The sequence below is a fragment of the Sphaerospermopsis torques-reginae ITEP-024 genome (genome assembly GCF_019598945.1).
Taxonomy (GTDB): Bacteria; Cyanobacteriota; Cyanobacteriia; order Cyanobacteriales; family Nostocaceae; genus Sphaerospermopsis.
In genome coordinates this window covers 3392450-3413202 of record NZ_CP080598.1, presented here as the reverse complement: position 1 = coordinate 3413202, position 20753 = coordinate 3392450, and the positions used below count along the sequence as shown (strand labels likewise).

Annotated in this window: 18 protein-coding genes and 1 tRNA gene; 14 read left to right on the top strand and 5 right to left on the bottom strand. The window is 38.4% G+C overall.

Annotated elements, in window-relative coordinates:
* Positions 1-403: 403 nt before the first annotated feature.
* A tRNA-Pro gene (locus K2F26_RS15835) sits at positions 404-477 on the bottom strand.
* Positions 478-758: 281 nt separating this feature from the next.
* Positions 759-1286 (bottom strand): GNAT family N-acetyltransferase, encoded by a 528-nt coding sequence (locus K2F26_RS15830; RefSeq protein WP_220608592.1) that lies wholly within the window; start codon positions 1284-1286, stop codon positions 759-761.
* An 884-nt stretch (positions 1287-2170) separates the two neighbouring features.
* Between K2F26_RS15830 and K2F26_RS15825 the strand changes: the two genes are divergently transcribed.
* Entirely contained in the window at positions 2171-2890 is a 720-nt protein-coding gene (locus K2F26_RS15825; RefSeq protein ID WP_220608591.1) for a hypothetical protein, read from the top strand.
* A gap of 173 nt (positions 2891-3063) precedes the next feature.
* Positions 3064-3996 carry an alpha/beta fold hydrolase gene (locus K2F26_RS15820; protein WP_220608590.1) on the top strand — a complete coding sequence of 311 codons (933 nt, stop codon included), beginning with the start codon at positions 3064-3066 and terminating at the stop codon, positions 3994-3996.
* Positions 3997-4081: 85 nt separating this feature from the next.
* Here the strand turns inward: K2F26_RS15820 and tsaD are convergent, their stop codons facing one another.
* Positions 4082-5125, bottom strand: coding sequence for a tRNA (adenosine(37)-N6)-threonylcarbamoyltransferase complex transferase subunit TsaD (gene tsaD / locus K2F26_RS15815; RefSeq protein ID WP_220611904.1), 1044 nt, complete (start codon positions 5123-5125; stop codon positions 4082-4084).
* Positions 5126-5418: 293 nt separating this feature from the next.
* On the opposite strand from tsaD, the gene K2F26_RS15810 reads away from it, so the two are divergent.
* The 3 genes from K2F26_RS15810 (at position 5419) to K2F26_RS15800 (ending at position 6754) form a co-directional block, all read left to right on the top strand.
* A complete protein-coding gene (locus K2F26_RS15810; protein WP_096565858.1) occupies positions 5419-5913 on the top strand; it encodes a Photosystem I reaction center subunit III in 495 nt (164 codons plus the stop codon).
* 41 nt (positions 5914-5954) lie between these two features.
* The gene (psaJ, locus tag K2F26_RS15805) at positions 5955-6104 is read left to right on the top strand and encodes a photosystem I reaction center subunit IX (RefSeq protein WP_096565856.1); all 150 of its coding nucleotides are present in this window, start codon (positions 5955-5957) and stop codon (positions 6102-6104) included.
* Positions 6105-6232: 128 nt separating this feature from the next.
* The gene (locus K2F26_RS15800; protein WP_220608589.1) at positions 6233-6754 is read left to right on the top strand and encodes a photosystem I reaction center protein subunit XI; all 522 of its coding nucleotides are present in this window, start codon (positions 6233-6235) and stop codon (positions 6752-6754) included.
* Positions 6755-6833: 79 nt separating this feature from the next.
* Here K2F26_RS15800 and gmk read toward each other — a convergent pair whose 3' ends face one another.
* Together gmk and remA are read right to left on the bottom strand one after the other, a co-directional pair.
* Positions 6834-7433 (bottom strand): guanylate kinase, encoded by a 600-nt coding sequence (gene gmk, locus K2F26_RS15795; protein WP_220611903.1) that lies wholly within the window; start codon positions 7431-7433, stop codon positions 6834-6836.
* A 279-nt stretch (positions 7434-7712) separates the two neighbouring features.
* Positions 7713-7979, bottom strand: coding sequence for an extracellular matrix/biofilm regulator RemA (remA, locus tag K2F26_RS15790; protein WP_096565850.1), 267 nt, complete (start codon positions 7977-7979; stop codon positions 7713-7715).
* A gap of 995 nt (positions 7980-8974) precedes the next feature.
* Between remA and K2F26_RS15785 the strand changes: the two genes are divergently transcribed.
* The 9 genes from K2F26_RS15785 to K2F26_RS15750 all read left to right on the top strand — a co-directional run bounded on the left by K2F26_RS15785 (position 8975) and on the right by K2F26_RS15750 (position 20650).
* Positions 8975-10147 (top strand): S1C family serine protease, encoded by a 1173-nt coding sequence (locus K2F26_RS15785; RefSeq protein WP_220608588.1) that lies wholly within the window; start codon positions 8975-8977, stop codon positions 10145-10147.
* Between the two features lie 164 nt (positions 10148-10311).
* Positions 10312-10884 (top strand): COP23 domain-containing protein, encoded by a 573-nt coding sequence (locus K2F26_RS15780; protein WP_220608587.1) that lies wholly within the window; start codon positions 10312-10314, stop codon positions 10882-10884.
* 462 nt (positions 10885-11346) lie between these two features.
* Positions 11347-13119, top strand: coding sequence for a S1 family peptidase (locus tag K2F26_RS15775; protein ID WP_246605385.1), 1773 nt, complete (start codon positions 11347-11349; stop codon positions 13117-13119).
* Entirely contained in the window at positions 13022-13699 is a 678-nt protein-coding gene (locus tag K2F26_RS24875) for a tetratricopeptide repeat protein (RefSeq protein ID WP_246605384.1), read from the top strand. Before K2F26_RS15775 ends, K2F26_RS24875 begins: the two co-directional genes overlap by 98 nt.
* Positions 13623-13838 (top strand): tetratricopeptide repeat protein, encoded by a 216-nt coding sequence (locus tag K2F26_RS15770; protein WP_220611902.1) that lies wholly within the window; start codon positions 13623-13625, stop codon positions 13836-13838. The genes K2F26_RS24875 and K2F26_RS15770 overlap by 77 nt, the downstream gene beginning before the upstream one ends.
* Positions 13768-14136, top strand: a complete 369-nt coding sequence (locus K2F26_RS15765; RefSeq protein ID WP_220608586.1) for a tetratricopeptide repeat protein — start codon at positions 13768-13770, stop codon at positions 14134-14136. Before K2F26_RS15770 ends, K2F26_RS15765 begins: the two co-directional genes overlap by 71 nt.
* The gene (locus K2F26_RS25360) at positions 14103-14231 is read left to right on the top strand and encodes a tetratricopeptide repeat protein (protein WP_220608585.1); all 129 of its coding nucleotides are present in this window, start codon (positions 14103-14105) and stop codon (positions 14229-14231) included. The genes K2F26_RS15765 and K2F26_RS25360 overlap by 34 nt, the downstream gene beginning before the upstream one ends.
* Before the next feature lie 889 nt (positions 14232-15120).
* Positions 15121-15336: a DUF4351 domain-containing protein gene (locus K2F26_RS24870; protein ID WP_228020712.1), complete on the top strand. Its 216-nt coding sequence runs from the start codon at positions 15121-15123 to the stop codon at positions 15334-15336.
* A gap of 667 nt (positions 15337-16003) precedes the next feature.
* Positions 16004-20650 carry an nSTAND1 domain-containing NTPase gene (locus K2F26_RS15750; RefSeq protein ID WP_220608584.1) on the top strand — a complete coding sequence of 1549 codons (4647 nt, stop codon included), beginning with the start codon at positions 16004-16006 and terminating at the stop codon, positions 20648-20650.
* Positions 20651-20753: the final 103 nt, after the last annotated feature.

The following is a 20753-nucleotide window of genomic DNA, read 5'->3' as shown; positions in this document are numbered from 1 at the left end:
AAATCGTTCCCATTTCCGATTAACAGAGTTTTTTATAGCTGTAGATAAGGCGCTCAGGATATTAACCAAAACTAAAACTTAGACACTCACAGGTTTTTTGTACTGTCAATAGTCACCTGTTATAAATTATTTATTCACGTAAGTTGCTAGTTCTGCAAGAAAGGCTCTCAAATCGAAGTAACAAGGATAAGTAAACAGCAAAAAAGCAGGGAACACCATCATAATTCATTCTTTCTCCTGACTCCTGACTCCTATTCCTAACTAGCAACTTGGGTTATTAGTATGTATTAGGAACTTTTATCAATAACCCAATAAAAAATATATAATCTATACTATTTACTCACCTATTAGTGAACTTATAGCAAATTAACAGTGCTACCAGAATCTTAATATTTATCTAAAATCGGGATGACAGGATTTGAACCTGCGGCATCCTGCTCCCAAAGCAGGCGCGCTACCAAGCTGCGCTACATCCCGGAAAACTTTTTACTGTTGATAGTTTAGCTATACATAACAAAAATTATGTTTAGCTCAAGCATCTTTCTAACTATATCATACTAAAAACAGATTGCCAACCCCTTACTGGGAAATTACTGGGAAAAAAATCAAATCACTTCCTTAATAAGAGTTTTTCTGTTGACTTAGCCTGAAAAAGTTGATACTGATAGATTAACGCTTATCGGTCAACCAAACAATAATAGCACATCTTAGGTATGATAGCGAATTGATGGCGGCAACCTGTTTTGTTTGCTTGAGGATCATTGAGGATACCAAAACATCCCTTTAATACCTTCTGGGTCAGGCATAAAACCCATAGTCCGGTAAAAATCTACAACATGAGGGTCAGCGAAGAGAGTAACATTGCTAATTTCTTCACTTCTGAGTTTTTTGAGGACATATTTCATCAATGCCTTACCCATACCTTGACCTTGGAAGTCTGGATGAACTACCACATCCCAAATAGTGGCATTAAAAGCATGATCTGAGGTAGCACGGGCAAAACCTATTAAACGCCTTTTGTTTCCTCGTACTTGCCACATAGAAGCGACGAGAAAACTATGTTCAATGGCTTTTTTTACTTTTCTCAGAGGACGACGAGACCAACCCACCGCATCACAGAGTTCTTCTAGTTCATACAAGTCGATATCGCGTTCAGTGCTAAAAACGATACTATCGCTTCCGGCACTAGAGTTGCCTCTATCTCCCCGTGCATACTCATCAAATGCGGTCGTTTTATTTGTCGCTACAGATTCAGAACTACTAAACCAAGTTTTCCAAAAACCCATGCCAACGTGGTTCGGGTAACATGACTGAATTGGTTACTCTGCTTGAGAGTGTTGAATCATTAGTAAAAACACTGTCTCTGTTCTATCTCCAGACACCTAACCTAAAAAATTACGTTGGGTGTTTTCGGGATGGGGACTTTTGACAGCCAGTTACTAAAAGTTTCAAACCAATCATTTTTAACTTTAGCATTTTGTTTTTACAATCACCTAGCTAAAGCACAGGGTATTTTTGGCAAATTCCTGGGCTTTCATCTGCTGGATTGTTTTTAGTGGTTGATTTTTTGTGCCACTGAAATCAAGATACTACATGATCAGGTATTTTGATGTATCCATATCTATAATTTTGATGAATTTGCCGCTGATGCAGACCCAAACAGAATCATTTGCCCAAGATTGACAGCAAAAAAGACAATGGAGGCGATCGCCTTAGCCAAATTGTGAACTTAAACCGCCAACAAACAAATAGATGAAAACAATAAATTATGTAGAATTTCCCTTATTAGCTAGTATGATATCAAACTTCTACCTCTATTTTCACCTTTAGGTAAAATATATGCTCCAGCGGCCAAAACGGAAAAATATAATAGCCAAGTAGTAAATAACACAGTTTTATAGCAGGAGTCAGGAGTCAGGAGTCAGGAGTAAAACCCTATTTTAGTAAGACTTTCATGATCAATTGATGTCCTAACTACTCTGTCTACAACTACGGCTATAGCTTTATTTTTATCAAAAAAATCGGGTCTAAAACCGCACTTCGTCCCGCTACGCTAACGCCTTTGAAAGCAAAAAATTTTTGAAGTGGGGTATAAATCCCCCGTACAATAGGCCTCTTGCCTCCTGTCTCCTGCCTTCGTTAACAAAGCAAGCAAGTCTTACCTCCAACAATGACTTCTGGTTTAAAATCCTCAACACTGGAACTCCTAAAACGTTTTAACCGAGCGTTTCCCCAATTTTATGAGCAATTTGTTAGCAGTGAGATACAATTGCAAAATTTGCGACTAGCATACCGTCTATATAAAACCAGACGGGCTGTGATCGAGATCAAGCCGGAAGGTAGCAAAAGTGCGCTGCATTTTGCATATCGTAATCAGTCTTTTCTCCTCAGCGATATTTTTGGTGTGCTGGCAGCTTATGGTTTAACTATTCACGGTTTGAGTCTCTATGGTCAGATTCAACCACCAATGTTAGTTTTTATCAAACTGCTAGTGTCCCGTGGCAGCAAAGCCCTGACCGAAAAAACCGCCGAAAATGTTTGTCGTGCCATTCGTGAGGCTCTAGGAAGTCGGTTTGAGGTAGAAGAGATGTTAGCCGTCGAATTTAACCTCAATGCTAGTTTAGAGCAGGTACAAACCGAGTTTTACGTTGATCCTGTTTTTCATCTCCCAGCTTTGGTAATTGAAGCCGATAATCAACCAGGATTATTTTATAAAGTCATGTATGCCATCTGGCAAGAAGACCTATTAGTAGTCAATGCCAATTTATTGGTTTGGCGGGGACGTACTCGGCTAATACTCTACTTGCTCGGTCCAAACGAAAGCCTGATTCCTGAATATCTCGGTAACAGAATCGCTGAAGGAGTCCGACAAAGGTTACTTGGTCATTAAGTAGGTGATTGGTGATTGGTGACTGGTGACTGGTGATTGGTGATTGGGAAAAATACAAATAACTTCCCCCTGCTCCCTGCTAGAAAGCTCCCCTGCTTCCCACTTCCCCAGTCCCATAAACTATTTTCCTGTCCGTATTTAGTCGCTCCCGCTCTTCGGGTTACGATATGGATATGGCAACAATAGAAATCTTCGGCGTTCACCACGCTTATGAGTTAACGGCTCCCACCTCTTGCCCCCATGCTTTAGTGTTTATCCACGGTTGGCTCAACAGTCGTGGATACTGGCAACCTGTGATTTCTCGCCTATCAGTTGATTTTCAGTGCTTGTCTTATGATTTGCGAGGTTTTGGTGAATCTCAGTCTCAGGCAAAATTTGATTTTAATCACAGCCGAAACGCCCAAAAACTGCACAAACTAAAGCTCAATTCCACCACAGATCCTAAATTAGTTAGCTATACTGCTGATTCTCTGTATTCTCCTTTCGCATACTCTCAAGATTTAATAGCTCTGCTGGAAGTTCTCAATCTCAAGAGTGTTTGGCTGATTGGTCATTCTTTGGGAGGTACTATTGCTCTATGGACAGCGGCTCAATTACCTGACTGTGTTAAAGGAGTTATTTGTATTAATGCTGGTGGTGGAATTTATCTTAAAGAAGCATTTGAGCAGTTTCGCTCAAAGGGTCAAAAATTTCTCCAAGTTCGGCCACGCTGGCTTTACCAAGTGCCTTGGATTGATTTGTTCTTTACCAGAGCCAGTGTATCACGTCCTTTAGACCGTTTTTGGGCGCGTCAACGAATTATTGATTTTGTTGTTGCCGATTCCGAAGCTGCCCTAGGAACGCTTTTAGACTCTACAACAGAGGAAGAAGTGAACCGCTTACCTCAGTTAGTTTCACAAATCAAGCAACCAGTTTATTTTTTAGCTGGTGCGGATGACAAGCTTATGGAACCCAAATATGTACGCCATTTAGCCAGCTTTCATCGGCTTTTTCAATACGTTGGTGATAATTTTATTGAAATTCCTAATTGTGGACATCTGGCAATGTTAGAACAACCAGATGCCGTTGCTGATCATATTCGGTCATTGGTTATTGGGGACTGGTGACTGGTGACTGGTGATTGGGGACTGGGGACCGATAATTGGTGATTGGGTTATTAACCTCCTTTTCCACCCCTGCCACCCCTGCCACCTACCTCTCATACAACTGCATGACTTGGGTTAAAGGCAGTCGAGAATGAACGCCCAAGGTGAGAGAAGATGTGTGTCCACGGGAAAGATGGTCAGTCGCAGCACAGCCGATCATGGCGGCATTGTCAGTACAGAATTTTAAGGGCGGGAATAGGACTTGGAGATTATGCTCGGCGGCAGCCGCTTGTAAATGCTTTCTTAGTCCACTATTAGCCGCTACACCTCCACCTACGGCAATTGTATTTAAACCATAGTCACGAGCGCAGGCGATCGCTCTTTTGGTTAAGGCTTTGGCTATTGTTTCTTGAAAACTGGCCGCAATATCAGCTACGGGCAATTGTCCACCATCTTTTTCTAACTGCTGCACTAACCTTAATACGGCTGTTTTTAAACCGCTAAAACTGCCATCATAGGGATGATAACCCCCACCTGGTAGGGAAATTCTTCCTTCTGGTAATGCAAAAGCTTGGGGATCACCTGTCTGCGCCAATTTATCAATCACAGGTCCGCCGGGATACCCCAACTTTAATAATCTTGACACTTTATCAAAAGCCTCACCCGCAGCATCATCACGGGTTTCTCCTAGAGTTTCGTAATTACCACAATCTTTAACATAAATCAAGCTTGTATGTCCGCCTGAAACGAGTAAGCTAAGAAATGGGGGGTCTAAATTGGGTTGTGCTAGGTAAGTAGCATAGATATGACCTTCCAGGTGATGAACTCCCAAAAATGGTTTTTCATGCACCATAGCCAGGGTTTTGGCAGCCGTTAACCCTACCAACAATGCTCCTACCAGTCCAGGCGCACAAGTGGCGGCAATCCCGTCAATTTGTCCCCAGTTCATTGCGCTTTCATCGAGAGCTTGGGCTATTGCCTGATTAATTATTTCTAAATGTTGCCTTGAAGCTACCTCTGGAACTACCCCACCATACTGCTGATGGATGGGAATTTGCGAGGCTATGATACTGCTGCACACTTGACGATTCTTGACAATTGCCACAGCAGTTTCATCACAACTTGTTTCGATCGCTAAAACGGTTGTCATAGTGATTAGTGATTGGTCATTGGTAATTGGTGATTGGTGATTGGTAATTGGTAATTGGTGATTGCTAAGACTTTATTACCCAGTCCCCAGTCCCCAGTCCACAGTCCCCAGTCCCCAGTCCCCAATCCCAAACCTTACTTTTGGTTGCGAAGCTTTAACTTTTATTTACTTAAACTTTACTCGATTCCCAGCCAAGAGTATGATGACTTGCTAGTTATCCAAATTAAACATTGTACAAGCCGCTTCGTGTTGTACAAAAAACTTCTTGTTTTGTAATAAAAGGAAACAACTCAATGAGACGATTGTTTGCTTTGATTTTAGCGATTGGTCTTTGGTTCAATTTTGCCCCCTCAGCTAATGCTCTGGGCGCTAACCTTGTTCCCTGTAAAGATTCTCCCGCTTTTCAAGAGCTTGCCCTAAATGCCCGTAATACCACCGCTGACCCTGAATCTGGTAAAAAGCGGTTTGAACGCTATTCTCAGGCTTTATGTGGTCCTGAAGGCTATCCTCACTTGATTGTTGATGGTCGCTTGGATCGGGCTGGAGACTTTTTAATCCCCAGCATTCTCTTTCTGTATATCGCTGGTTGGATCGGCTGGGTTGGCCGCGCTTACTTACAAGCGATTAAGAAAGAATCTGATACTGAGCAAAAAGAAATCCAAATCGATCTGGGTTTAGCACTACCCATCATTGCCACTGGGTTTGCTTGGCCTGCTGCTGCAATCAAAGAATTTCTCTCTGGTGAATTAACCGCTAAGGATTCAGAAATCACTATTTCTCCACGCTAATTCATCTGCTCTCATTCACTTGTTTTTTGGAGACTCAATTCATGGCTGACAAAGGCGAACAATCATCCTATTTGATTAAGTTCATTTCTACAGCACCTGTAGCCGCTACTATCTGGCTGACCATTACAGCGGGCATTTTGATCGAATTTAACCGCTTCTTCCCTGACCTACTTTTCCACCCTCTACCATAGGGTAAAACGGGTTGATATCAGTAAACAGTACCCAGTAAATACATTAAATCTGATTGCTGTTTACTGATAACTCAATCAATGCCACCCCTTTTGAATTTTGAAGCTCGAATTTTGAGGCAACATAAAATATGGCACAATCAGTAAACGCATCCAAAAATCTCCCCAGTGATCCCAGAAATCGGGAAACTGTAAGAGCAGCTGGCGGTAATCCTCAAGATGGAAATTTGGAAACCCCAGTCAATTCTTCTCCCCTGGTTAAGTGGTTTATTGGTAACTTACCCGCTTATCGTCCTGGACTAAATCCTTTTAGACGTGGATTAGAAGTAGGCATGGCTCATGGTTACTTGCTCTTTGGACCTTTTGATAAATTAGGTCCCCTGCGGGATGCTGCTAACGCTAACTTAGCTGGTTTGTTGGGTAGTATCGGTTTGGTAGTAATTCTTACCGCTTGTCTATCCTTGTATGCTAACAGCAATCCTGCACCAGCACTTCCCAGTGTGACTGTACCTAATCCTCCAATGGATGCTTTTAACTCCAAAGAAAACTGGAACAACTTTGCCAGTGCTTTCTTAATCGGTGGTATTGGTGGCGCTGTAGTTGCTTTCTTTTTGACTGTCAACTCTGGACTGATCCAAGGTTTAATCGGTTAATTTGATCTGTGGTAATGGGTAATTCGTGATTGGTAATTGTTGATCATTTTCGCCAATTTCGCCAATTACCTATTACCTGTTACCCAAATAAAACAGCTTCAATTTGATTTAAAGCAGTTTCAAAATCATCATTGACAATTTGAAGATCAAATTCTGCTGCTGCTTCTATTTCCTCTTGGGCGCGATTTAGACGACGAGCGATCGCCTCTTGAGAATCTTGTCCTCTTCCCCTTATCCGTTTCTCTAGTTCTGAAAATGAAGGCGGTAGTATAAAAATACTCAGTGCGTTAGGGTAGGAAGCCCTAATTTGTCTTGCCCCTTCCAATTCAATTTCTAGTATCACCAACTTACCAGACTGAATTTGCTCAAGCACCGCTGCACGGGGAGTTCCGTAATAGTTACCAGCAAATTCCGCCCATTCCAAAAATTCCCCTTGAGCAACTAATTTTTCAAACTGGCTGCGGGTGATAAAGTAATAATTTTGGCCATTAATTTCTCCTGGACGGGGAGAACGAGTCGTGGCAGATACTGAATAATAAAGCTCTGGATGAAGTTGGAGGAGCTTTTGCATCAAAGTTCCTTTGCCAACTCCACTAGGACCAGTTAAAACAATCAGTTTGCCCAAAGACGGACTTTCTGGGGTAGTAGCACCACTAGGTATGGGTAAGACTTGCATTATCCCTTCAACTTCTGAGTTCATCAATAAACGTTATTCATTAGTCTGATGCTTTGTTGCGAGACTAAAGAATTAGAATTGTAGCACCAGTGACAGAACACTTGTCTAATTGATATCCTAGCGTCGATATAGCATAAATAGGAGGGGTTGACAGCCGACAAGCACTTTAGGGATTCAAGTCTCAATTTTTTTGTCAACGAGTAGAGATAAATCTTGATTAAATGTGAGCATCTGTTAGCTTTTGTTAGTAAAACACTAACTAGCTGTTAACCCCACCTATAATTAGTTATCGGCAGTCTGATGCTCACGGGAAATGACAAACCGATTTGCTACCGTTTCCGGCTGAATCGCTGATAAAATAACATGACTGGAATCAGTGATAATGACAGCCCTAGTTCGTCTACCATAGGTGGCATCTATCAGTTGCCCTCTATCTCTGGCATCGGTAATAATGCGCTTAATTGGGGCAGATTCTGGACTGACAATGGCAACTACTCGATTAGCGGAAACAATGTTGCCAAAACCGATGTTGATTAATTGAATATCCATAAAAAAAATAGGCGCTCAAGGCGCGAGGAAAAGTTCTTGATAAACATATTCTCATGTTATACATAAAAAATGGGAGTTACAACGATTAAAGTCTTGATATCTTGAGTTTTTAAATCACAACTCCCGGCTTTTAGCTTTTTATCAGCTATAAATGCTAAAAATATTTCTAAGGATATATAGAAAATTATATTCATAAAAGGTAGTCGTCGCGAGATTGCCCACCAATATTGTTCGGTTATTGTTCGGTTAACGAAATTTACGTATTCGAGATCCCCCATTATCCCCTTGAAAAGGGGGAATTTAATTTGTGTAAGCGGGCAAGATGCCTACACCACAAGACTTGACACTGCAAAGACAATCTGCACAAAAATCATTGATTCGTGTAAGCGGGCAAGATGCCCACACCACAAGACGGGATAGACAAGAGTTTGGGTGATCCGATGTCAATAAATGAAGTTTTGTAACAAATTTGAGTATCTGCGTAAAAACTACAAGCTGTGAAAGAAAACCAAACAGGAGCAGACAAGTAGTTGGCATATTGATTGGAGGAAATGGAAGAATGAGCAAACACAGTCTATTGAATAAAGCTGTATATAGGGCTTGCTGAATAAACATGAAAAGATTACAGGTAAAGGGTCTTAGCCTGCTGGAAGTTAAAAAAGTGCAAGCTTTTACGGGGTGGAAACTTAAAAACCTTGCATTTACAGCAGTTTCGAGGTCAATGAGGTACAAGGTTAACAGGCAGGATGCCTGTTCCACAAGGGTTTTATCATTAACATCTGTAACTCAGAATACCGAAAACTGCTGTAATTCCTACTCAAAGGAAAAATCGTTCCTATCCAACTCTTGAAACTGTCACCGTGGCGTAGCACCTGTCACCTGTCACCTGTCATTTATTTACTGATATTCTGCATTAAGAAGCTTGATAGCGTTGGTTTTTCCAGGTTGAAATATTAACTTTATCCGAATTGTGTATCAAAATTGTGTATCAAACGATGATGAACAAAAGATTCTTACAAAGTGCAAGTGTAATATGCACTATATTTACCGTTCTTGGGGTGAATAGCTTTGAAAAGCAGCTATCCTTCAGGGGGCAAAAAGCACTGTACTCTAACCTTGTACTAGCACAAACATCCCAGGAACAGATTGCCCGCCAAGTTTATCAAAAATCAAGTCCGGCTGTGGTGACGGTTCAAACAGGTCAAGGTCATGGCAGTGGTTTTATTATCAGTAAAGATGGATTAATTATCACCAATGCTCATGTCATTAAACCACCACCAAGAAACCAAAAAGAAGTAGAAGAGTATAATCCAAAAGATTTCCCCAGTGTAGTGACTGTTGTTTTTTCTGATGGGAAGAAAGTCGCGGCTGATGTATTGGGTTTTGGTAAAAATGGATTAGATTTGGCAATGCTGAAAATCCATAATCAGAAAAACTTGCGGACACTTGATTTAGCTGCGGCTGGATCTGCAAAAGTAGGCGATCGCATTTTCACTCTTGGTACTCCTCTGGATGCAGATTTCAAAGACACTTTTACCCAAGGAAACATTACTCGTATTGATTCCAGGACTGGAGAAATTCAACATGATGCAGTGATACAAGGAGGTAATTCTGGGGGACCACTTCTTAATAGCAAAGGTCAAGTGATTGGGGTAAATACAGCAGGAATTGTCGGACCTGGAAGATTAAATAGTGGGATGAATTTTGCTATTCCTGTTGCTCAAGTGCAATCTTTTATTACTGCTGCCAGAAAAAAAGATATCTCTTCTGTCTCTACCCTATTTGAGAGATCCACAAAACCTGCTATTGCCAGTATCTCACTTAACGGTCAGATAATTAATGGCAATTTAAATCCAGAGGATGGTATTGCTTCTGAAAATGGTAGCTTTGTGAATTTATATCAATTTCAGGGTCGAGCCGGTCAACAGGTAGTAATTGAGATGACAAGTCAGAAAATTAATTCACTTTTGAGTTTATATCAAGTGAGCGAATCTTCTGAAGGTAAAAGTTTTAACAAAATAGCCGAAAACGATGATAGAGGGGCTGGTGATTTTAATGCTCAAATAGATATGACATTACCAGAAGATGGGGTTTATTTAATAGTTGCCACTTCTCAACAACGAGGAGAAACTGGAAATTACAGTTTACAGGTAACAGCTAAACCTTAAATAGTGGGTATATTTTGCTAAAAAAGGATTTTTCAATGAACAGAAGTCAGTTTTTTAACGGTTACAGAAAAAAGCACTATTTGATAATCTAACAATTTATCAAATATGTGATCCATTACCTTCAACTAATGATTTTTTAATTTATCAATCTCAACAACAATATTATGCGACAACAATCATTTTTCATCACTTTAGGACTAGCTGCTTTCACATCTTTAGCAACTATTAGTCTACCTGCCAATTTTAGCCAATCAACTGCTGCTGAATTGCAATCAAATCAAGTCACTTTCCTTTGTCAGTCAATGTTTGATGCAGCAAGTGGTGAGAGCATTCCGACTACAGTTGCTTGGATTCCTGAAAGAAAAGGTCATGTGTATTTTATTGGCTGGAAATCTGAATACTTTAATAAAGGTGGCTGGACTCCAGCAGAACGCTGTCAAAAAGTCTCGCAAAAATTCCAAGAGTTTTATGAACAAGGTCGTTTGAATTTTCTGTCTACTGGGAAAATTAAAGGATATCCTGTTATCTGTGGTGTTCTTAATCAAGGAGAAACTTGCAATCCTAGTAATCAACTATTTACTTTAAGAACAGGGAGTGATGCTGAGGACGTAATACAAAAGTTAATGGATATTGCTGAAGGTAAAAGTGGAGGGATAATTTTCCAAAATTCAAATGACCAGTTGTATGTAAGTGTGAAAGATTTTTTCAATAAATCTCCCTTAATTCCGGGTAAATAATTACGTTTTTGGGAGAGTGGTTTAAATGATCTTGGAAATTCATCAAATTTACCGCATTAGAGGATGTTTGAAAATTCTCTCATGATGTATCCAAAACTCTCAGATCCCCCCTAACCCCCCTTATTAAGGGGGGAATTAGAGTTAAAGTCCCCCTTTTTAAAGGTGGTTTAAATGATCTTGGAAATTCATCAAATTTACCGCATTAGAGGATGTTTGAAAATTCTCTCATGATGTATCAAAAACTCTCAGATCCCCCCTAACCCACCTTATTAAGGGGGGAATTAGAGTCAAAGTCCCCCTTTTTAAGGGGGATATAGGGGGATCGATAGGTGATGAATACCACACAAAAAAGTTTTCAAACAACCTCTTAAATTACCCACTATTGAACAAGAAAACCAGTAGAACAACAAAAATTAGAAACCCTCAATACGTCCTTTCTTGATAATTAACAAATTTCCCATTATGAACATGAATACCAAAACAGTCAGCATTTTCTCTTTAGCATTTTTATTAGTTTCCACTTTGAGTATTAAAACTTCATCTAATTCTATCTCCCTAGCAGCAATTAATAATACCAGTTGTCAAATCAAAGCCGATAATGGTGAAACTGGAGAATATTCCCAAAAACAACTACAAACCATCGCCAAGAGAATTACAGTCAGAGTAATAGGTGATAATAACAGCGGTTCAGGAACACTCCTATCCAAACGAGGAAATACTTATCTAGTTTTAACTAATTCTCATATAATTAGAGGAACTACCAAAATTTCTTTAACAACAGCAGATGGTAAAACCTATAATGCACAAACAGTTCCTAACCCTAACTTTGATAAATTTGATTTAGCATTATTACAATTCCAAAGCAATGAAAATTACTGTTTACAAGAAGTAACTAATTTTGTTCCTTTTACAGAAATGGAAGTAATGGCGGCGGGATATTCTGCTACCAAAGGACAAATAGTATTTAGCACTGGTACAGTCCAAAAAATATCCCAAAGACCACTAAAAGAAGGCTATCAAATAGGTTATAATAGTGATATTGAACAAGGAATGAGTGGCGGTGCAATCATTAATTCCCGTGGACAAATCATAGGCATAAATGGTAGAAGTGCATACCCAATATTAAATACAGGTTATGTTTATCCAGATGGTTCACGTCCTAGCAATGCAGAAATACAAGCAATGCGAAAACTCAGTTGGGGAATACCAATCTCTACTGTTTTAGCACAAGTAAAACCCGAAATTATTACCGCCTATTCCTTACCTGTACCAAATATTTCCCAACCAGTACCAGAAGCAGCATTAACAGGATGGTTAGGAGAATTAGAACAAAAAGCCAAACAAATAACCGTGAGAATTGATAGTAGTAATAATAGCAATGGTTCAGGAGTAATTATTGCTAAAGAAGGAGATACTTATACTGTTTTAACTGCGGCTCATGTTTTCTGTGAAAGTGAAAATGAAACTAAATCCTGTGGACGTTTTAATTATTCAATTCTTGCCCCAGATGGTAAACAATATCCTGTAGAAAAAAGTAGTATTAAACTAGAATCAGGAGTAGATTTAGCAGTAGTTAAATTTAGAAGTCCAGCAACATATCAAATTGCCACCTTAGCAAATTACAACCCAAAAGATTATGAATATATCTTAACAGCAGGATATCCCAAATTAGGGCAAACATCACCTTGGCGGTTGACAATGGGGCAGATTTATAGCAAAGAACAAGGACTATTAGCAACTACCCAATCAGATTTTAGAAACAATAGTTCTGGGAACTCAGGAAATCTCAGTGCAAGTGTTAGTCAAAGTGCAGTTTCCTTAACCGGAGGATATGAATTAGTTTATAGCAGTATCACCTTTGGGGGTATGAGTGGGGGACCAGTATTAGATACCCAAGGAAGAGTAATTGGTATTCATGGACGTTCCGAGGGAGAAACAGCTATTGATGAAAAAACAGGTGATAGCGGTAGTAGTGGTGGTAAAGTACAAATAGGTAATAGTTTAGGTATTCCTATCAGTACGTTTTTAGCAATAGCAAACAAACTAGATACCCAAGGACAAAAAGTAGAAACCACCCCAGCACCAAAATTAAATGAACAAAAAGTTAACTCTATACAAACGGCAATATTATCAATAGATGTTTCACAAAGGAAATACTACCGCCAGTCAATGGATAGAAAGAGGAAATCAACTGTGGCGTTTACGTCGTTATCAAGAAGCTATAGAGGCTTTTGATAGAGCGATTCAGTTAAAACCAGCCTTTATTCACTTAGCTTATTATGGCAAGGGTTTGGCTTTATGGTGGAATGGAAAATATCAAGAAGCGGTAGCTCTATTGCAACAAGCAGTGAAAAATAAACCTGATTTTGTTGCTGCTTGGAGTCGGCTAAGTGCAGTCTATAGAGAATTAAAGCAAGGAAATGAAGCCTTAGCAGCAATCAATAAAGCCATTGAACTTCAACCAAATAATCCTAATTTGTATAATGAGAAATTCCTTGTATTATCTGATTTAAAAAGGTATGCAGAAGCAGAGGTAGCGATAAATGCAGCGATTAAACTCAGCCCCCGTTCAGCATTTTACAGCAATCGCGGTCGTGTTTACGATGAGCAGAAAAAATGGGAATTAGCACTGGCAGATTATACCCAAGCTATCAAAATTAATCCTGATTTAGCTCTGGCTTACAGCAATCGCGGTCTTGTTTACGATGAGCAGAAAAAATGGGAATTAGCACTGGCAGATTTTAACCAAGCTATCAAAATTAATCCTGATTATAGCTGCTGGCTACTACAAGGGCCGCGGTCGTGTTTACGATGAGCAGAAAAAATGGGAATTAGCACTGGCAGATTATAACCAAGCTCTCAAAATTAATCCTGATTATAGCTGTGGCCTACAAGGGTCGCGGTCTTGTTTACGGAGAGCAGAAAAAATGGGAATTAGCACTGGCAGATTATAACCAAGCTATCAAAATTAATCCTGATTATAGCTGCTGGCCTACAAGGGTCGCGGTCTTGTTTACGGTAGAGCAGAAAAAATGGGAATTAGCACTGGCAGATTTTAACCAAGCTATCAATATTAATCCTGATTATAGCTACTGGCTTACATGGGTCGCGGTCTTGTTTACCGTGCAGCAGCAAAAATGGGAATTAGCACTGGCAGATTATAACCAAGCTCTCAAACTTAATCCTGATGATAGCTCTGGCTTACAAGGGTCGCGGACTTGTTTACGTATGAGCAGCAAAAATGGGAATTAGCACTGGCTGATTATAACCAAGCTCTCAAAATTAATCCTGATTATGCTGATGCTTACATGCGGTCGCAGTCTTGTAATCTATTATCAACTTGGTGAGCAGCAACAAAAGGGAATTGAGCACTGGCTGCTTCTAACCAAGCTAGCACAATTAATCCAGGCTCAAGGAACTGTTGCCTACTACAATATCAACTAGCTATGGATTTATTAAGGCAGTTGTAGGTGTTTTCTTGACAAATATCAACTTGATGAAAGAGAATCTTTGGGGTGAGAAAATAATTGCTGATAGTCAAAAATTGCTATCAACTCCGAAGATGAAAACCTTATGATCACAGTTGCGGTAATCTTAATATACATCTCATCTCCCCGATTTTTTTGAACAAGTCGGGGATTTAATTGTCTGATTTAATTGTCTGAATCAGGATGTCCAGGATTTAAGGATTTACAGGATTTAAATTGTCTGAATCAGGATTTCCAGGATTTAAGGATTTACAGGATTTGAAAAGACAGAAACAGGAAAACCAGGAAAAAAGGAAAAACAGGAAAAGAAAAGACAGAAACAGGAAAACCAGGAAAAAAGGAAAAACAGGAAAAGAAATTGTCTGAATCAGGATATCCAGGATTTAAGGATTTACAGGATTTGAATTGTCTGAATCAGGATTTCCAGGATTTAAGGATTTACAGGATTTGAATTGTCTGAATCAGGATTTCCAGGATTTAAGGATTTACAGGATTTTGTTATCTAAAATTATGTTAAAAAATTTTTGATAATTCTCTTAGTTGAAACATGACTGATATAATACCTGTCTATGTTTGATAACGTCTCAGTCAAACTGAGGATAAAACGCTAATATTACAACAGGTTGCAGAAGCTATTGAGCAAATAAACGATACCCAAATCCAAAGTAATGTTGCTGCGTCAACCGCCATATTAGCTGGGTTAGTATTAAACAAGAAACTGATTAAAAGGTTATTACGGAGTGATGCTATGCGCGAGTCTGTAATTTATCAGGATATCCAACAGGAAAAAGCTTTAGCAATTGTGACACGACTACTCCGTCATCAAGTCGGAACTGTTCCACCTGCACAATTATTGAAACTTGAAGCTATGGAATCAGAACAGTTAGAAGATTTAGCTGAGGCTTTGCTTGATTTTTCAAGTTTAAGTGATTTAGAAGCTTGGTTAGCACAATATCAAGTTTAGCAATATTGGTCAGGGTAAAGCAAGAGCTTCATTGGTGTCAAATTAAACTAAAAATGGCTTATTTGTTGGCTTCCACGCCCGCCTGGAAATGAATTTCCAGGCTCATAGCTAAAGTTTACTAAAGTAAACTAAAATAATTTCCAAAATTGTCTATTTCTTTTAGTCATCTTTAGAGGATGTTTTAAAAGTTTTTAATGTATAAATAAACCCCTCTCCAAACCTCTCCCCGACGCGGGGAGAGGCTTTGAAACCCCCATTCCCTTGTAGGGAAGGGGGGAAGGGGGGTTAGGTTTCTAGAGATTATCGGTTTCATCTAATACTTTTCAAACAACCTCTTAGATGACTTTTGCTATTAGACTGGGAATTCATTCCCAGTCGGGCTATGGATTTTACCTTAAATTGACACCAATGAGCATTGCTAAACCCCTACTAAATCCTCAGTAAAAAATAATCTCAAAAATCCCATCAAAAACACAAACAACTACATCCTGCAAATCCTTAAATCCTGGAAATCCTGATTCAGACAAATTCTTAAAGCTTTCACTAACCTCAAATTCTACTCTAATAGGATAAACTTTTGTAACAATCTCCGCCACTCGCATAAAATATTGCCAAGGGAGTCGAAATCTTCATAGAAGTGTTGTGCAGGGAGAAGAGTGGTAAGATTATGAACAAATTAGTTATCCTCAAGCTGGATGGTAATTTCCATGAAGGCTTTCGTGCTAGTTTAGAAATTGGTGAAGATGGTTCGCTTCCCGATATTGAGCTAAGTGACAACGCATTTAAACTACCTCCCCTTCCCACCCTACCTGATATTTATCAAGATTGGTCTAACACTTATCGCAGTCTGGATGGATATCGCATTAAACCTAAAAAAGACCAAATTACTAATGTCAGGTTTCAATCTCTGAAAATGGAATGTCGCACTCATACAGACATTCTCAAACAGCAATTTATTACTTGGTTACAAGCAGAGTCATTTCGCCAGATAAAAGAATTATGTTTAACACAATTAAATACTACTGATGAAGTGCGAATAATTATTCGTACTCATGAAACTCAACTGCGAAAATTACCTTGGCATTTATGGGATTTATTTAATTATTATCCTCATGCAGAAGTGGCTTTTAGTTCTCTTTCTTCCCAACGGTTTAAAAAAAGTACCCGTTCCCATATCCGCATTTTAATTATTCTGGGTAATAGTGAAGGAATTAATGTTGCTGAAGATGAAAAATTACTGCAACAATATTGTCAATCAGCGGAAATCATTGTTTTAGTTGAACCTTCACCTTCAGAACTGAATAAATATCTTTGGGATGATACCGGTTGGGATCTGATTTTCTTTTCTGGCCATAGTCGTACAGAGTCAACAAAAGGCAGAATATTTCTCAACCGCACTGATAGTTTAACAATGGATGAATTGCGGTATGGACTGCAAACCGCTGTCAGCAAAGGTTTACAGTTAGCTTTTTTTAACTCCTGTGATGGTTTAGGAATTGCTACTGAATTAGAAAGTTTGCATATTCCCCAAATAATTGTGATGCGTGAACCTGTACCAGATAAGGTAGCTCATCAATTTTTAAAAGACTTTATTCAACAGTTTACCAGTAGAAAATCTTTCTATCAATCTGTGAATATTGCCCGCAAAAAATTACAAGGTTTAGAAACAGAATATCCTTGTGCTAGTTGGTTGCCTGTAATTGTCCAAAATTTGTTAGCAACGCCTCCCACTTGGCAGAGTATGGGGGCTGTAGCTAGTTGTCCTTACAGGGGTTTAGCGGCTTTTCAAGAACAAGATGCAGCTTATTTTTATGGGCGAGAAATGGTAACGCAACAGTTACTTACGGCAGTGAAAACAAAGCATTTTGTAGCAGTGGTTGGGGCTTCAGGAAGCGGTAAATCTTCTGTGGTGTTTGCGGGTTTAATTCCCCAATTAAAACGCGATAAAAGTCAACATTGGCAATTTGTGTCTTTTCGTCCGGGGAATAATCCGTTAGAATCATTAGCGATCGCACTTTATCGAGAGTTAGGCACTAAAAAAGATATTGTTCCTCATTCCAGATTGCAAGAATTAGAAATAGAAGTACAGTTAAAACAGAGTAACAGCACTTTATCTAATTTCCTAGAATCGCTGATTAGCATTTCACCCAAATCACATATTATCTTAATTGCTGACCAATTTGAAGAACTTTATACTCTTTGTCAGGATACCGCAGAACGGAAAATATTTTTAGATAATCTCTTGAATGCAGTTAGTAATGTTCCTGGTTTTACCTTGGTGTTAACCCTACGAGCAGACTTTTTTGGTGAAGCTTTATCTTACCGTCCTTTGAGTAATGCTTTGCAGGATGCTCAGGTTAATTTAGGTCCCATGAATGCCTTAGAATTAGAAAGTGCCATTTCACAACCTGCTCTTAGTCTCAATGTACAATTAGAACCAGGATTAACTCAACGTCTCATTGATGTGGTGCTTAATTCTCCTAGCCATTTACCCCTACTGGAATTTACTTTAACTCAGTTGTGGCAACGGCAACAGCAAGGATGGCTAACTCATCAAGCATACACGGAAATTGGCACTATCGAAACTGCACTGGCGAATCATGCTGAATCAATTTATGCTCAATTGAGTGCAGCCGATCAACAAAAAGTACAACAAATATTTATTCAATTAGTACAGCCAGGAGAATATAATACAGATATTCGGCGTTTAGCTACTCGTGGAGAAGTGGGGGCAGAAAACTGGAATTTAGTTACACAGTTAGCAAATGCCAGATTAGTAGTTACAGACATTAATAAACTAACAAAAATTGAAACAGTAGAAATTATTCATGAGGCATTAATTCGCAATTGGCGCAGATTAAAACAATGGATGCAAACAGATGGAGATTTTCGCCGATGGCAAGAACAATTAAGATCAGTAATGCGACAATGGGAAAATCATCAACAAGATACGGGAGCATTATTGCGGGGTAAATCTTTAATTGATGCCCAGGAATGGTTAAGACAACGGGAAAATCAAATTAGTGCCAATGAGCAAAATTTTATCCTTCAAAGTTTAGAACTACAAAAGAAAGAAAGTCAAGCTCAGAATGCGGCTAAAAATCGAATTATTATGGCTTTAAGTGGTGGTTTATTAGGAGTATTACTATTAGCTGGTGTGGCTTTATGGCAACGGCAAAAATCACAAATTAATGAACTCAAAGCCTTGAATTTATCTGCACAAGTATTGTTAAAATCAGGGAATGAAATTGAAGCTTTTATCCCCACACTGAAAGTTATCAAAAATTTACAGCAGTTAAACTTTTTAAACTTCTTAGATTCTCAAACTCAGTTAAGTTTATCTGCGGCCACTTTGGAGAATATCAACCAAATTCGAGAATACAATCGTTTACAAGGGCATAAAGGTGAGATTTCCACGGTTAAATTTAGCCCAGATGGTCAGCTTTTAGCTTCAGGGAGTGAAGATAATACCATCAAAATTTGGCGACGAGATGGAAAGTTACAACAAACTTTATCAGGTCATAAAGATAGAGTTTTCAGTGTTATTTTTAGTCCAGATAATAAACTTTTGATTGCTGCTAGTTTTGATAACACTATTAGTTTTTGGCGTTATGATTCTAACACAAATTTATTGACAAATTTATTTACAAATTTATTTACAAATCAACCTAATTTTAGGTTAATAGAAAAAGATGGATTATTGGCAATATCTCTCAGTCCAGATAGTAAAATTTTAGCAACTGCTAACAGTAAAGGAGAAATAAAACTCTGGGCATTAAATGGACAACTGATGAAAACAATTAACGCTCACCAACAAAAAATATGGAGTGTAAATTTCAGTCCAGATGGAAAAACTATTGCTACTGCAAGTGCTGATAAAACTGTCAAACTTTGGCATCTTGAAGGTAAGGAATTAAAAACATTACCAGGTCATAATGATGAAGTTTTGGCTGTAAAATTTAGTCCAGATGGTAATACTTTAGCCTCTGCGAGTAAAGATAAAACTGTGAAACTGTGGGATATAAATGGACAATTATTACATACTTTTGAAGGTCATAATAATCAAGTTTTAGATGTGAATTTTAGTCCAGATAGCAAAACCATAGTTTCTGCTAGTGCTGATGATACAGTTAAAGTTTGGATGATTCCCAATAATTTAAAATTAAAAAAAGATTTAAAATCTCATCCCCAATTTCCAATTTACACCTTTTTAGGACATGGAGGTAAAGCATCAGAAGCTAGTTTTAGTCCAGATGGCAAAACCATAGTTTCTGCTAGTGCTGACAGCACAATTAAATTGTGGCATTTGCAAGGTATTTTACCTAGTTTTTCTGGTAATAGTGTAAGTTTCAGTCCTGATAAAAATACTATTGCAGTAAGTAATAAACAGGGAATTATCAGCTTACGAAAGCGTGATGGAAGTTTGGTTAAAAGTTTTTATGCCCATGAGGGAGAAATTATCAAAGTATTATTTCATCCCACAGGAAAAAATCTGATCACCATTGGCGTTGATCATCAAATTAAATTGTGGCATCTTGATGGTAAACTAATCAAGAGTTGGCAAGGACATTTGCAAGATAATAATAGTATATTATATAGTATATTTCAGCCAATTCAAGATATTAGTTTTAGTTTTGATGGTAAAAAAATTGCAACCATTAGTAGAGTTGATCAACAAGTGAAAATTTGGGACTTACAAGGGAATTTATTAAAAAGCTGGCAGACGAATGATAAATTACTGACAAATATTAACTTTAGTCGAGATGGTCAGACTTTAGCAACTGCTGGAGATAAAACTGTAAAACTGTGGAATTTAACAGGAAAATTATTGCAAACTCTTTCTGGACATGAGAATAATATTACATCTGTAAGTTTTAGTCATAATGGAAAAATCATAGCTACTGGAAGTGCTGATTCTACAGTCAAACTTTGGGATAGAAAGAGTGGTAAATTATTACATACTTTACAACATCATCAAAGTGTTTACAGTGTAGATTTTAGTCCTGATAGTAAAATTCTAGTTTCAGCTAGTGGGGATAAAATCAGTTTTTGGAATTTGCAGGGAGAATTAATTTATAGTCTGCAAGGAAGTAAAAATGATCTTTTAGAAGTTAATTTTAGTGCTGATGGAAAGATGATAACATCTGTGGATATTAGTAATCATATCACTTTGTGGGATTTGGATATTCATACTTTACAAAAACGTAGTTGTGATTGGTTGCATGAATATTTACAAGAAAATGCTAATTTGGGTGAAAATGAGGATAAATTATGTAAATTGTCTGAATCAGGATTTCCAGGATTTAAGGATTAACAGGATTTGAATTGTCTGAATCAGGAAAACCAGGAAAAAAGGAAAAACAGGAAAAGAAAAGACAGAAACAGGAAAACCAGGAAAAAAGGAAAAACAGGAAAAG

Coding starts and splice junctions, on each gene's coding strand:
- K2F26_RS15830 (WP_220608592.1), bottom strand. CDS start 1,286: ATGGGTTTTTGGAAAACTTGGTTTAGTAGTTCTGAATCTGTAGCGACA.
- K2F26_RS15825 (WP_220608591.1), top strand. CDS start 2,171: ATGACTTCTGGTTTAAAATCCTCAACACTGGAACTCCTAAAACGTTTT.
- K2F26_RS15820 (WP_220608590.1), top strand. CDS start 3,064: ATGGCAACAATAGAAATCTTCGGCGTTCACCACGCTTATGAGTTAACG.
- tsaD (WP_220611904.1), bottom strand. CDS start 5,125: ATGACAACCGTTTTAGCGATCGAAACAAGTTGTGATGAAACTGCTGTG.
- K2F26_RS15810 (WP_096565858.1), top strand. CDS start 5,419: ATGAGACGATTGTTTGCTTTGATTTTAGCGATTGGTCTTTGGTTCAAT.
- psaJ (WP_096565856.1), top strand. CDS start 5,955: ATGGCTGACAAAGGCGAACAATCATCCTATTTGATTAAGTTCATTTCT.
- K2F26_RS15800 (WP_220608589.1), top strand. CDS start 6,233: ATGGCACAATCAGTAAACGCATCCAAAAATCTCCCCAGTGATCCCAGA.
- remA (WP_096565850.1), bottom strand. CDS start 7,979: ATGGATATTCAATTAATCAACATCGGTTTTGGCAACATTGTTTCCGCT.
- K2F26_RS15785 (WP_220608588.1), top strand. CDS start 8,975: ATGATGAACAAAAGATTCTTACAAAGTGCAAGTGTAATATGCACTATA.
- K2F26_RS15780 (WP_220608587.1), top strand. CDS start 10,312: ATGCGACAACAATCATTTTTCATCACTTTAGGACTAGCTGCTTTCACA.
- K2F26_RS15775 (WP_246605385.1), top strand. CDS start 11,347: ATGAACATGAATACCAAAACAGTCAGCATTTTCTCTTTAGCATTTTTA.
- K2F26_RS24875 (WP_246605384.1), top strand. CDS start 13,022: ATGTTTCACAAAGGAAATACTACCGCCAGTCAATGGATAGAAAGAGGA.
- K2F26_RS24870 (WP_228020712.1), top strand. CDS start 15,121: ATGCGCGAGTCTGTAATTTATCAGGATATCCAACAGGAAAAAGCTTTA.
- K2F26_RS15750 (WP_220608584.1), top strand. CDS start 16,004: ATGAACAAATTAGTTATCCTCAAGCTGGATGGTAATTTCCATGAAGGC.